The organism is Ilyomonas limi, assembly GCF_005233845.1.
Lineage (GTDB): Bacteria > Bacteroidota > Bacteroidia > Chitinophagales > Chitinophagaceae > Ilyomonas > Ilyomonas limi.
On sequence record NZ_SZQL01000007.1, the window covers coordinates 50,972 to 64,557 of the forward strand.

The window sequence follows — 13,586 nt, forward strand, 5'->3', positions numbered from 1 at the left end:
GTATCTTTGCGCCATGCGAAAATTGAGCATGGAAGAACTGGAACGTAAGACGGTGGAGGAGTTTAAACAATCGGAAAAAGCCACCGTAATTGTAGTATTAGAAAACGTACGCAGCGCTTATAACGTAGGCAGCGTACTACGTACCGCCGATGCCTTTTTGCTGCAAGCCGTTTACACCACCGGCTACACGGCACATCCGCCACACCGGCAAATACAAAAAACAGCTTTGGGTGCCGATGAAACAGTAACATCCAAACACTTTGCAAATGCAGCCGAGGCGATTGCGGAACTAAGGGCCGAAGGCTTTACAATCTATGCAATAGAACAGGCAGAAAACAGCGTTTCGCTGCAACATTTTCAAGCCGCACCAACTGATAAAATAGCAGTGGTATTTGGCAACGAAGTAACCGGCGTAGAGCAATCTACCATTTTGCTGTGCGATGGCTGCATAGAAATACCGCAGTTAGGTATGAAACATTCGCTGAATATTTCGGTAGCGGCGGGTATTGTATTGTGGAAATTGAGTGAACCGAGATTTGTTGGATTAAATGATTAACAGGATATTTATTTATGAGTACAATAAAGAATTATTTATCATTAGTTAAGTTCTCACATACCATTTTTGCGTTGCCTTTTGCATTGATAGGATTTGCTTTAGCAGCGTTAAAAAATCCTATGGAGGTTATTGCAGGACAATGGAACTTAAACAGTACCATTGGCTGGGGATGGGATGCTACTAATTTCGTTTGGTGGAAAAATATAGGTTTTAAATTTATTTTAGTGCTCATTTGTATGGTTACCGCACGTAGTGCTGCAATGGCTTTCAACCGTTATTTAGACAGGCATTTTGACGCAAAAAACCCGCGAACAGCAATAAGAGAAATTCCAAAAGGAATTATATCGGCAGATAGTGCATTACGATTTACGATTGTTTCCTGCATCTTGTTTCTTGCAGCATGTTTCTTTATCAACCGAATTTGCTTTTATCTTGCGCCGGTTGCCCTTTTTGTTATTCTTTTTTATAGTTATACCAAACGCTTTACAGCCTTGTGTCATTTAGTGTTGGGTTTGGGACTTTCACTGGCGCCTATCGGTGCGTATTTAGCAGTTACCGGCAGGTTCGATGTGTTACCGGTGCTGTTTTCGTTTGCTGTTATTTTTTGGGTAAGCGGCTTCGATATTATTTATGCTTTGCAAGACGTAGAGTTTGACCGCTCGCAACAGCTTCATTCTATTCCTGCTGCTTTGGGCAAAAAAAATGCGCTGCATGTATCGGAATTACTACATTTTTTAAGCGCCGCCTGCGTTATTGCTGCCGGAATATGTGGACATTTTCATTGGATATACTGGCTGGGGATAATAGTGTTTGCAGGCATGCTCATTTATCAGCATTCTATTGTAAAACCGGATGATTTAAGAAAGGTAAACCTTGCGTTTATGACGGCAAATGGTATTGCAAGTGTAGTGTTTGCCGTGTTAGTAATCACTGATTTGTTAGTTTATTAATCACAGATGTTACTGATAGCGTGCTGATATTGATAATGCATTTAACTCAATGCATGTCTTCACCTTATTGCAAAAAGTGCCGATAAATATTGCTATGCAAACAAAATCATATCAGCATCATCAGTAAAAAATCAGTGTAATCATTATCACGAAAAGAAAACATCAGTTTAATCCTTATTCCTATCTTACATGAGAATCATTTGCATAGATTATGGTGCTAAGCGTACCGGCATTGCCACTACCGACCCATTGAAAATTATTGCCACTGCTTTAGCTACCGTAGAAACAAAGGAGTTGTTCTCTTTCTTGAAAAAATACATTTCACAGGAGCCGGTAGAACTGATACTCATTGGTGCACCCGTAAATTTGGATGATTCTGCAACGCACGCTACGCCGCTGGTACAGCAGGCCATCAAGCGGCTGCAAAAAGAATTTCCGCTAATACCAATACAAACGGTGGATGAACGTTATACTTCCAAACTCGCTTCGCAGGCAATGGTGCAAATGGGTATGAAGAAAAAAGACCGGCAGCAAAAAGGCAATATAGATCAGATTGCCGCTACTATTATGTTGCAGGAATATTTGCAACATTTATAGATTTACGGTTAGAAACTTGCAATTGGATGAGTTATTTTTGTGTTTTGCATAAAAAAGCAATATAATTCATGATTTTACCAATAGTCGCTTATGGCGCACCTATACTTCGCAAAAAAGCGGTGGATATTACTCCCGATTATCCGCAGTTGGATAAGCTGATTGCCGATATGTGGGAAACCATGTATGCCAGCAGCGGCGTGGGTTTGGCTGCACCGCAAATTAACCGGGATATACGCTTGTTTGTGGTGGACAGCACTACCATTTTTGAAAACCTGGACGAAGAAGATAAAGGCAAATATCCCGATGAGCCCGGCGTAAAAAAAGTGTTTATTAATGCCCAAATTCTGGGCTTTAATGAGGAACAGTGGACTTACAACGAAGGCTGCCTCAGTATTCCCCGCATACGCGAAGATATTATTCGGCCTACAACTGTTACCATTCAATACCAGGATGAGCAGTTTCAAACGCACACCGATACCTTTAACGGCATTACCGGCCGCGTAATACAGCATGAATACGACCACATAGAAGGCAAGCTGTTTATTGATTATATGAAACCGCTTCGCAAAAAATTATTGCTTCGTAAATTAAACGACATTACTAAAGGGAAAATCAAAACCGATTACAAAATGTCTTTTGCCAAATAATGAAATTAACCGGTTTATTTTTTCTCTTACTGCTCGCACCATTTTGCCATGCACAGGATACTACGGTAATACTGGAAAATAAGGCATTCATGCTGCCCGAAGTGATTGTGCACAGCAATATGGATTATGCCAGCATCCTCAAACGTATTCAGGACGATACCACTTTTTACAAGGCCTTCCGCACGCTGCATACCATTGGCTTTAGTGCATACAACGATATAAGGATGCTGGATAAAAATGGCAATACCGAAGCCTCGTACAGCGGCAAAACCACGCAATACCGCAATAACGGCTGTCGCACTATGCAGGAAGAGGCTGTAAAAACCACCGGCGATTTTTACGATGCTTCCGGCAATTACAATTACATTACGGCTCAGTTGTATGCCAGTTTGTTTTTTACGCACGGCAAAGTATGCGGCGAAAACAATATTGTAGCGGGCATTAACTTCAACCCTTCCGATAAAAAAGGTATGGAAAAGCATAAAGAGCAATTAAAAATGCTCTTTTTCAACCCCGGCCGGAGAATTCCCGGTGTGCCCTTCATCGGCAATAAGCTCGACCTCTACGACGAAGAGGCACATGACCTATACGATTATCACTTAGACTATGTCCCCTACAAAGGCAGCTATGCGTATGTATTTGACATTACTCCCAAAAACGATCTTGGCTTTTTTCAAAAAGACAATATTGTTATAGACAAAATGACTACCTGGTTTGATGCCAGTACAATGGAAGTATTAGCCCGCAATTATCAGCTTAGCTACAAAGCCGGCGTGTACGATTTTAACGTAACAATGGAAATAGAAATGACTAAAGTAGATGACTTACTTGTGCCTGCAATGCTGCGCTACAAAGGTAGCTTCTATGCCATGTTCAAAGGTCGCGAGCGCGGCGAGTTTACAGCCACCCTGTTCGATTTTAAGAAGGAGAAATGATAGTTATAGTATAATAAGAGGAATGTATGTACTGTTTAAAGTTTGATATTCCGGATTGAATGTTGAAATTATTATTCTCCTGCATCGTATATCGTTACAACATACATTTAGTTATTAAAACCATTCCCAATGCCTCAGTTTATCATTATAGCCCGGGACTTTAAAGACAGCGAAGCACTCAACAGAAGATTGGCTGCAAGACCAACACATCTACAAAGAATGAAGGTGGAAAAAGAAAAGGGCAATTTTATAATGGGCGGCGCCAAGTTGAATGAACAGGGCAATATGTTTGGCTCCATGTTAATTGTTGATTTACCAGATAAAAGATTGGTTGAAGACTGGATAGCTGCGGATCCGTATATAACAGAAAAAGTGTGGGAAACGGTAGAAATCACACCGTTCAGAATAGCAGAAGTATAATCATCCCTTTTTACCGTGCAGCAAACATTTTTATTCATTACCGTATTGAAATTTTGCTGTCAGTACCGTTTTCTTATTTTTACATCCTAACGACTGTTTGTTATTATGAATAAAGTTTTTGCAACCCCTCAGGAAGCCATCCGCGATATTGACAATAATACAACCCTCATGGTTGGTGGTTTTGGCTTGTGCGGCATCCCCGAAAACAGCATTGCCGCCATCGTGCAAAAAGGTATTACCGGGCTTACCTGCATATCCAATAATGCCGGTGTGGATGATTTTGGCCTCGGTTTGTTATTAAAAACAAGGCAAATTAAAAAAATGATCAGCAGTTATGTAGGCGAAAATGCCGAGTTTGAGCGCCAATTGCTTCAGGGCGAACTGGAAGTGGATTTGGTACCGCAAGGCACATTGGCTACCCGTATTCAAATGGCGGCTATGGGCATCCCTGCCTTTTACACACCTGCGGGTTATGGTACCGAAATAGCTGAAGGCAAGGAAGTGCGCGAGTTTGATGGCAAAAAGTATTTAATGGAATATGCACTGCATGCCGACTTTGCCCTGGTAAAAGCCTGGAAAGGTGATACGATGGGCAATCTTGTTTTTCGCAAAACCACGCGCAACTTCTCGGTACCTATGGCAAAAGCAGCCAACATTACCATTGCCGAAGTGGAAGAACTGGTACAACCCGGCGAGTTGGATCCCAATCATATACACGTAGCTGGTGTGTATGTACGCCGCATTTATCAGGGAAAGGCTTACGAAAAACGCATAGAGCGAAGAACAGTGAGACTGTAAGTCAGTTACCCGAATAACTGCAACCGGACACTGGTAATGCTTACATCGTACATCTAACATCTAAAATTGTATATAATAATGGCACTCGATAAGTTTGGTATTGCTAAGCGCATAGCGCAGGAACTGCGGGATGGTATGTATGTAAATCTTGGTATTGGCATTCCTACTTTGGTGGCCAATTACATTCCGGAGGGAATGACGGTTATTCTGCAAAGCGAAAATGGTATTCTTGGCACGGGACCCTATCCAACACCAGAAGAGATAGATGCCGACCTGATCAATGCTGGTAAGGAAACCGTAACACTCATTCCCGGCGCTGCTTTTTTTGATAGTGCAGAAAGCTTTGGCATGATACGCGCCGGTAAAATAGACCTCACCGTATTGGGTGCTATGGAAGTAAGCGAAACAGGTGACATTGCCAACTGGAAAATACCCGGTAAAATGGTAAAAGGCATGGGCGGTGCTATGGACCTCGTGGCAAGCGCCCAAAACATTATTGTAGCCATGCAACACACTAACCCAAAAGGCGAGAGCAAGCTATTGCCTGCCTGTACGCTGCCGCTTACCGGCGTTGGTTGTGTAAAAAAAATCGTTACCGATTTAGCCGTTTTGCAGGTAACGGATGCGGGTTTCCTTCTATTAGAGCGTGCCCCTGGTGTAAGTATAGAAGAAATTAAAGCCAAAACTGCCGGCAAAATGGTTGTGCCCAACGAAGTACCAGAGATGAAGGTGTAAAAAGGAGAACAATTAAGCAAGAAACAGGTTTCAAGCTGCGAGGCACTTAACAATAAACGAGCAGACGTACAAAATGACGTCTGGTCTCGCCATTAAAATGATCAATTTCTTAGTTAAGGGCTTTAATTACGGGTAAAAAATAAACATCGGTTTTTAGTTAATTCCTGTTTGCATTCTCCTACACTTTTAAAGAATACATCTTGCTTAAGATGTGATATTGTAATTGCCTGCCACCGCTAATCCGCCTTATTAGCCACATAATATTCCTTCATCAATTCAAAAACCTTTTGTTTCAAAACCGGTACCGGCAAGCCATCGGGCAGTTGTGGCGGAAGAAAGTGCATTCTTATCACATGCGGCAATAAGAAAAAAGGTTTATCCGGTGGCAGTATTTTTTTAGTATTAAATATCAGAGTGGGAATAATGGGTACGCCGGTTTCTGCCGACAGCCGGAAAGCGCCGTCATGAAAAGGCTTCAGCGGTTCGTTGCTTCTGTTACGGGTACCCTCAGGGTAGATAACCATATCCAAACCTATCCTTAGTACTGCTTTCATTTTAGCATAACTCTGCTTGCGGCTCTGTTCGCTTTTGCGGTCTACCAAAATGGCACCCAATGAATATATCCAGCCAAAAAAAGGTATCGCGGCAAACTCTTTTTTGGCAATTGTTTTATTGGCATGGGGCATAAAAGGTGTTGTAACCGGCACATCCATAAAACTGCTATGGTTGCATACTACAATGTAGTTTTTTCCCCTCCTAAAATTTTCCTTACCTGTTACCTTTAAGGGGCAGCCAATACAAAATAAATAAAACCCCATCCATACACGCGATACCTGCCGGTGCCACCTGGCGCTGAGCGGCTCCTTCATCAGGTAGCAAAAAGCATAGAACAACATGGCAATAACCATGGTGATTATAAATAAGCATAAGCCCCACAATGCCCATATTCTTCCTGCAATTGCCGTTAAAATATTCGTCTTGCGCATTATTCCATTTTGTGCAAGGTAAAGGTTTGTTCAGGTATTCTTTACACCATAATAATCACCACTTTATTCACCAACTATCAACGGACTATTGCACACTGCAGGTATTTCGGCCTAAAGGATTATTTTTGATATATGGAGAAGGAAACAGCTAACAATGCAGCTAACGACACCATGCTTTCTTACGAGGCTTTTCGCGAAACGGTACTCAGCGATTACCGCAAGTGTATCCTCAGCCGCGAAGCCAGCCTGATGGGCAGGCGCGAGGTGCTGACCGGCAAAGCCAAATTCGGCGTCTTTAGCGATGGCAAAGAAGTAGCGCAAACCTGTATGGCAAAGTTCTTTCAGCCCGGCGATTTCAGGGCGGGCTACTACCGCGACCAAACGTTTATGCTATCTTCTGGTTTGGCAACATTAGAGCAGTTTTTTGCCGAATTATATGCCGATGCCAACCCGGAGCATGAGCCTTTTAGCAGCGGCAGGCAAATGGTTGGCCACTTTTCTACACCTAATACTGATAGCAATGGCGACTGGCTGCCGCTTGCCAGGCTAAAAAACATAACTGCAGATATGTCACCTACTGCAGGGCAAATGCCGCGTGCATTCGGGCTGGCTTTTACCTCCAAAGTATTCAGAAACAACCATTTATTACAGCACTTTTCGCACCTTTCCAACAACGGTAATGAGATATGCTTTTGCACTATTGGTGATGCTTCTACCTCCGAAGGCGTGTTTTGGGAAACTATCAATGCTGCCGGCGTAGAGCAAGTACCACTGGCTGTTTTTGTATGGGATGATGGTTACGGCATTTCGGTACCTACCAAATATCAAACTACCAAGGGCTCTATTTCTGCTGCGCTGAGAGGATTGCAAAAGAAAGAAGACACCAACGGCATTGATATTTACCGTGTAAAAGGCTGGGATTATGCCAGCTTATGCGAGGTATTTCAGAATGGTTTACAAAGGGTACGCGACACACATATTCCGGCAATATTTCATGTAGAAGAGCTAACGCAGCCACAAGGACATTCTACTTCCGGCAGCCACGAGCGGTACAAATCGGCTGCCCGCCTGGAGTGGGAGCGCGAATGGGATAACATAAAGAAAATGCGGGAGTGGATACTGGAAAATGGCATTGCCGAAGAGCAGGAACTGGAAGCCATGCAGACAGAAGCTAAAAAACGGGTGCGGCAGGCAAGGGACACTGCCTGGCAAAACTACCTGCAACCCATTAAGCAGGAAGTAACAAAAGCAGTGGAGCTTATACAGGCTGTACAGGCAAGTAACGATTTAACGGCGAAACTGCTACAGCAGATAGCTACCAATTTGCAGCGCAACCGCGAGCCGCTGCGCAAAGAGGTATTGTACGCCCTGGCACAGGCTATCGAGCTGATGCCCAACAAAGATGCTATACAGCCGCTAAAGCAATATTATAAAGAACTAAAAGAAGAAAATGCCAGGAGATATAATTCGTACCTGTACAACGAAGGTGCTAAAAATGCGTTACAAGTACCGGAAGAAAAAGCCATTATTCCTGCAGATGCACCCACCATTAACGGCTTCGAAATACTGAATAAGTACTTTGATGTTTTATTTAAAAGTAATCCTAAGGTGTTGGCTTTTGGGGAAGATGTAGGTAAAATAGGCGATGTAAACCAGGGTTTTGCAGGTTTGCAGGAGAAGTATAGCGAACGCCGCATTTTTGATACCGGTATCCGTGAAAATTCTATTATCGGGCAAGGTTATGGACTGGCTTTTCGTGGTTTGCGGCCTATTGCTGAAATCCAATACTTAGATTATCTGGTTTATACGCTTAACACGCTTACTGATGATATTGCCTGCCTGCACTACCGCACCGCAGGCAAGCAAAGTTGTCCCATTATTGTGCGTACCCGCGGTCATCGCCTCGAAGGTATTTGGCACAGCGGCTCGCCAATCGGGATGGTTATCAACTCGCTACGCGGCATGTATGTATGCGTACCGCGCAATATGACACAGGCTGCGGGCATGTACAATACATTGCTGCGCGGCAACGATCCTGGTTTAGTTATTGAACCGCTGAACGGCTATCGTTTAAAGGAAAAACTACCTTCCAACCTGCTTTCCTTTACCGTGCCGTTGGGCGTACCCGAAGTAATACGGGAAGGTGCTGATGTTACTATTGTAACGTATGGTGCCTGTGTGCGCATTGTACAGGATGCTGCTTCAAGATTGCAGGCATTAGGCGTAAGTGCAGAAATTGTAGATGTGCAAACCTTATTGCCTTTCGATATTCATCATCATATTCTGGAATCGCTTAAGAAGACAAGCCGCATTTTATTTGTGGATGAAGATGTACCCGGCGGTGCCAACGCGTATATGTATAACCAGGTGATGGAGCAGCAGGGTGGTTACCGCTGGCTGGATGTAGCGCCGCGTACTTTAAGTGCTAAAGCGCATCGTCCGGCATATGGCAGTGATGGCGATTATTTTAGTAAACCTAATACAGAAGAAATAATAGCCGTGGTAATGGAGATAATGGCAGAATAAAAGAAGCAAAGGGAACAAGAGGCAAGATTTAGGGTCCGGGTTCAAGAAGTAAAGCATAGTAATAATTTGCCTGTTTGGAAACTGCGAAGGTGGCAAGAGGCAAAGGTGTTTAAGGTATTAGTTACACTTAAAATCAACGGTTTACGAAAACTTAAAGGTTCGGGGTTTGCTGATTTTTTTCTTTGCGTTTTAAACGACTTCAATCACGTACTCGCATAAAAGCTCCATTTTATTCAGGTGTTGCAGTGAGTGATGACGATTGTAGCGCCACAGGCTACACCAACAGCTAAATAGCAGCACCGCAGCCCGCCCCATAAAAAAGAAAGAACACCGTCAAGTGTTTTTATCAAATTACCCTTCTTTATTAACAGTAAAAATCAGTACGAAGAACTGAAATACCGCGAACGGTTGATACGTAAATCGCGGAGCAAGCCCGACTTTGGATTGAGCACAATGCTGAATGAACGCGTAATACCGATAGGCGTTACATTGATAGATAGCTGCCAGCAGTGCATATCACGGGTAATATACATCGTGAGCATCCCTATCTGCAAGTTTTTGACATCAAACATAAAGTTGCCGCCAATTTTCCATTTGGGCGTAAGGCTAAAATCACCGTTTACATTCAGGCTGGAATTGAACTGGTTGACATAGGTAAAGTTGGAGCGCTGCAGGCGCGACAAGCTGGCGGCAAACGACAGTTGCAAGGTCCATGGTATATCAAAATCAGTAAATTCCGCAGGATTATCGCGCACATATTGCAACTCTGCCAACTGCTCGTCCATTGTCAGCGTTTCGTCTGCCTGTATCCGCTCTTGTTGTGTTTTACCATCTTTCGATTTGCTTTGCAGCGAAGTAGAAATATTGAAGCCCGCATTGGTAAGGCGTCCAAAACTACCGTGCTTCCACAACAAATCATTTATCTCGTTGCCGGTAACATCCACGCCATATGGACTAATCAAGGCATTACCGGTAACATTTACCTTATTATTCAACAATGTAGTGCGGAAATTGATAGAAATGTCGCTCCAGTTAAGGCTGTCTGCCAGCAGGTTGTAACCAGTATTAATGCTCAATCCATCAATCAGTTTTACTTTTTTGGTAGGCTCTTCCCCTGTAGTATCTTTCTTGTTTTTTACTTTCATTTCCAGCAGGTTGTCCAGTCCAAATGTAATGGTACCGGAACGTCCCGGGCTGTACATACTATAAACAGTATTACCTAAGTCGGAAACCAAGTTATAGTGTCCTCCTTGTACCGTATCAGTTTGTATCCGCTTGAAATGCTGGCCTACCAGGTCTGGTGTGTAACTAAAACCAATGGTTGGCTTTATCTCATGGCGGATAGCTACAATATTCTTTGATTTAGGGAAATTAACTGTACCAAAAATACGTGTATTAACACCCACACCGTAAGACATGCGGCTGGCAGTGTAAAAGCCTCTTTGCGTAACGGTATCTACCCTTTTAGCTGCATCATTCCAAAAAATATCATGCTTATCACCAAACCATAACTGACTGAAGGATATATTGGGCGAAACAATAAAAGGTCCCAATGCTGGCAAAGACAACGTAATGGGTATGGTGTGCTCGGCGCCAAAACGTGCGGTATCCAAGATGCGATTAATGCTGAATGCTGTATCGTAAAAAGAAAACTGGTTGCGCACGTTGCCACTGTACCCAACACCCAGTTTTTCGTACCATTTGGGCGTGCCGGTAGGCTCTTTTTGCTCAAACGGATAAATGGTATTTACCGTAAAGCTAACATTGGGCAAGCTGATATTTTGTAGCCGTAAATTACTGTTTTGATTGTGCGTAGCACTTACCGTCAGGTTGTACTTCCCATCCTGCGATGTTTTGGAATAGCTGATGGAAGACTGCAGCATGTTGTTGTAATTACGGATAGGATTGTTGGGAATGTTTTCGTTAAACTTGGTACTGCCGGCATTTACACTGGCCGAAAAAGTAGTACCCGGATGCGCCTTGGTATCCTGCGAATGGCTCCATGTAATATTAAACGTGCGGCTTTTGCTGAATTCATCTTTGGCAAAGCCGTAAGAATTAAGCGTTCGGGTATTTTGCAATTCCAGGTTAAGATTGCCCTGGTATTTATAACGTTTAAAGTATTTTGGATTGACGCTCAACGTCCATCCGCCATACGTATAAATATTACCACGCGCAGTTACATCCCAGTTGTCATTCATTACTTTATAAAAACCAATACCTTCTACACCCAATCCCTGGCTTTCGTTGGTAGTAAACTGAATGGGCAGCAAACCCGAATGCCGCCCGCGACTAAGCGGATAAATACCAAACGGGATTACAATAGGAATAGGCACGCCTTCAAATTCGGGATAAGCCGGACCGGACACCGCAATTTTGTTGTTAATAATTTTCATCTTTTTGGCACGTATGTCGAAGTGCGGCGTATCGAGATTACAGGTAGTAAAACGGGCACGGTAGGCAAAAGCGGCATCTTTTGTTATCTTTTTCACTTTATCGGCATTCACATACAATTCGCCCTCGTTGTAATACGAGTTTTTAGCAAGCGCGCGTTGTGTTTGCAAGTTAAATTCAATGGTATCGCTGATGGTGGTTTGTCCGCCCTGCACAATAGTGGGTTTGCTCAGCGGATTATTAGCAGTGTCAATGCCGCCAAAAGCTTTGATGACTTGTGTGGACTGGTCGTACTGGATATTATTTGCCGTTAAATCAATATCTCCATTTTTTGCATTTGCTTTTCCGTATAAATAAAACTGCCGTGTAGGGATGATCAGCACGCCCGAATCCTCTGCCGAATACTCAATAGGCGAACTGAGTGAGTCTTTGGAAATAATCATGGAATCTATTACCGGCACTTTGGCACTTGTATCTGCACCATTAAGGCTGTCGGCTACAAAAAAAGAGTCCGGTGCATTGATGACGGAAGAAGGCTTGGGCAATGTATCGTTTACCTTTTGCAGGGTATCGCCTGCCGGTTTTAACAAAGTATCTTTTATTGTTTTTTTAATCGTATCCAGTATAGTTGTGTCTGAATTGTTCGTTATTGTATCAAGATATTGCCATTCAATGTTACTTTTGGCACTCAGCCGGAACGTGATAAAAAAAAGCAAAAGCAGCAAACCTGTCAACACAGGCGTATAATTTCTACTAACTTTACTACGTTTGCTCATAAGGTGAAAACAAAAGTAATAGAAACGGTAAACCAACAGCTATATTTAACCTTAATGATACGTGAATATGTTTAAAAAATTTTTTCTTTCCTTTTGTTGGATAGTAGCAGTATTAATAAGCAGTGCTTTTACAACACCCTCCACCGATGTAACCAATATATCTGCGCAGCGGCCGGTTTTGCGTACCATTATTATAGACCCTGGTCATGGACTGCCCGACCCCGGCGCTGATGGAAAAAACGGTACTGAGTCGTATTACGCACTAAAAATTGCACTTAAGCTGGGCGAGCAGTTGAAACAAAATTTACCCGGTATCAATATTGTTTATACCCGTACCGACGAATATTTACCAGACCATTTAACCGATAAAGATGTTGCTAACAGGCGCCGTGCGCAAATTGCCAACGAAAACCATGGCGACCTATTTATCAGCATCCACCTCAACTCCGGTTCCGATAGCTACCGCAGGGAAGTGATTGGACACAAAACGCAGACATACTACACTTACAGCGGCAAAGGCAGCAAAAGAAAAAAGATTAAGCATACAAGATCAGTCCCAATATATAAGTCTTACAATTTGGGTACCAGTGCCATAGGAACTGAAACTTTTATTTGGGCTGTAGGTAAAAACGACTCGAAGAAGAGCTTTGTTGGCGCTGGTGAAGAAAGCGGCGAGCCGGATGATTCTACCAGCAATCTGATGTTTGATACACCAACAGAAAAAATTCTTGCTTCTCTCCGTACCAAAAAATATTTCAACTACAGCCGTATGCTGGCCGAATATGTACAGGAAGAGTTTGCCAAGCAAGGTCGTGTAGATCGCGGTGCCAAGCAGCGTGATAATAAAGGTATTTGGGTATTGCAGGCTACGGCTATGCCCAGCATACTGGTAGAAACCGGCTTTGTAAACAACCGTGAAGAAGAAGACTATCTTGATAGCGACAAAGGGCAAAGCGAAGTGGCTTATGCCATTATGCGGGCAGTGCTGCGCTATAAAGAAAGCCTTGAAAACGGTGCCATTCCTACTACTGCTCAAACCGATTCTACCCAGCAGCAGGTAAACGCTTTAAAGTAAAAAGGCAATGAGCAGCATGGCTGTTTGTTTATAAAAAATATAACAGTCATGCTGCTCATCACTTTCTCTTAAGTACCATTGCTATTTAAGCTCTATTTTTGCGCGGTTTAATGAAAGGTACTGTTTTAAATGCCAACACTAAGTGTTTGTTTGGCACGAATTTATAGAACAAAGAACAGCCCTGAATTACA

At 43.1% G+C, this 13,586-nt stretch carries 12 protein-coding genes; 10 read left to right on the plus strand and 2 right to left on the minus strand.

Features of this window, described 5'->3' with window-relative positions; translation table 11 throughout:
• The first annotated feature begins 13 nt into the window (after nt 1–13).
• The 8 genes from FC093_RS10275 to FC093_RS10310 all read left to right on the plus strand — a co-directional run bounded on the left by FC093_RS10275 (nt 14) and on the right by FC093_RS10310 (nt 5,638).
• Nucleotides 14–556, plus strand: coding sequence for an RNA methyltransferase (locus FC093_RS10275; RefSeq protein WP_240743259.1), 543 nt, complete (start codon nt 14–16; stop codon nt 554–556).
• A gap of 14 nt (nt 557–570) precedes the next feature.
• A complete protein-coding gene (locus FC093_RS10280; RefSeq protein ID WP_137261688.1) occupies nt 571–1,506 on the plus strand; it encodes a UbiA-like polyprenyltransferase in 936 nt (311 codons plus the stop codon).
• Between the two features lie 189 nt (nt 1,507–1,695).
• Nucleotides 1,696–2,103 carry a Holliday junction resolvase RuvX gene (ruvX, locus tag FC093_RS10285; protein WP_137261689.1) on the plus strand — a complete coding sequence of 136 codons (408 nt, stop codon included), beginning with the start codon at nt 1,696–1,698 and terminating at the stop codon, nt 2,101–2,103.
• A gap of 68 nt (nt 2,104–2,171) precedes the next feature.
• Entirely contained in the window at nt 2,172–2,750 is a 579-nt protein-coding gene (gene def, locus FC093_RS10290; protein WP_137261690.1) for a peptide deformylase, read from the plus strand.
• Nucleotides 2,750–3,685 carry a hypothetical protein gene (locus FC093_RS10295; protein WP_137261691.1) on the plus strand — a complete coding sequence of 312 codons (936 nt, stop codon included), beginning with the start codon at nt 2,750–2,752 and terminating at the stop codon, nt 3,683–3,685. The genes def and FC093_RS10295 overlap by 1 nt, the downstream gene beginning before the upstream one ends.
• Before the next feature lie 129 nt (nt 3,686–3,814).
• The gene (locus FC093_RS10300; protein WP_137261692.1) at nt 3,815–4,105 is read left to right on the plus strand and encodes a YciI family protein; all 291 of its coding nucleotides are present in this window, start codon (nt 3,815–3,817) and stop codon (nt 4,103–4,105) included.
• Nucleotides 4,106–4,210: 105 nt separating this feature from the next.
• Nucleotides 4,211–4,903, plus strand: coding sequence for a CoA transferase subunit A (locus FC093_RS10305; protein WP_206106548.1), 693 nt, complete (start codon nt 4,211–4,213; stop codon nt 4,901–4,903).
• A 78-nt stretch (nt 4,904–4,981) separates the two neighbouring features.
• Entirely contained in the window at nt 4,982–5,638 is a 657-nt protein-coding gene (locus FC093_RS10310) for a CoA transferase subunit B (RefSeq protein WP_137261694.1), read from the plus strand.
• A 236-nt stretch (nt 5,639–5,874) separates the two neighbouring features.
• On the opposite strand, the gene FC093_RS10315 is transcribed toward FC093_RS10310, so the two are convergent.
• Nucleotides 5,875–6,624, minus strand: a complete 750-nt coding sequence (locus FC093_RS10315; protein WP_137261695.1) for a lysophospholipid acyltransferase family protein — start codon at nt 6,622–6,624, stop codon at nt 5,875–5,877.
• Between the two features lie 132 nt (nt 6,625–6,756).
• Between FC093_RS10315 and FC093_RS10320 the strand changes: the two genes are divergently transcribed.
• Nucleotides 6,757–9,150 carry a thiamine pyrophosphate-dependent enzyme gene (locus FC093_RS10320; protein ID WP_137261696.1) on the plus strand — a complete coding sequence of 798 codons (2,394 nt, stop codon included), beginning with the start codon at nt 6,757–6,759 and terminating at the stop codon, nt 9,148–9,150.
• 377 nt (nt 9,151–9,527) lie between these two features.
• Here the strand turns inward: FC093_RS10320 and FC093_RS10325 are convergent, their stop codons facing one another.
• A complete protein-coding gene (locus tag FC093_RS10325) occupies nt 9,528–12,320 on the minus strand; it encodes a putative LPS assembly protein LptD (protein WP_137261697.1) in 2,793 nt (930 codons plus the stop codon).
• Nucleotides 12,321–12,387: 67 nt separating this feature from the next.
• Between FC093_RS10325 and FC093_RS10330 the strand changes: the two genes are divergently transcribed.
• Nucleotides 12,388–13,395 carry an N-acetylmuramoyl-L-alanine amidase family protein gene (locus tag FC093_RS10330; RefSeq protein WP_137261698.1) on the plus strand — a complete coding sequence of 336 codons (1,008 nt, stop codon included), beginning with the start codon at nt 12,388–12,390 and terminating at the stop codon, nt 13,393–13,395.
• Nucleotides 13,396–13,586: the final 191 nt, after the last annotated feature.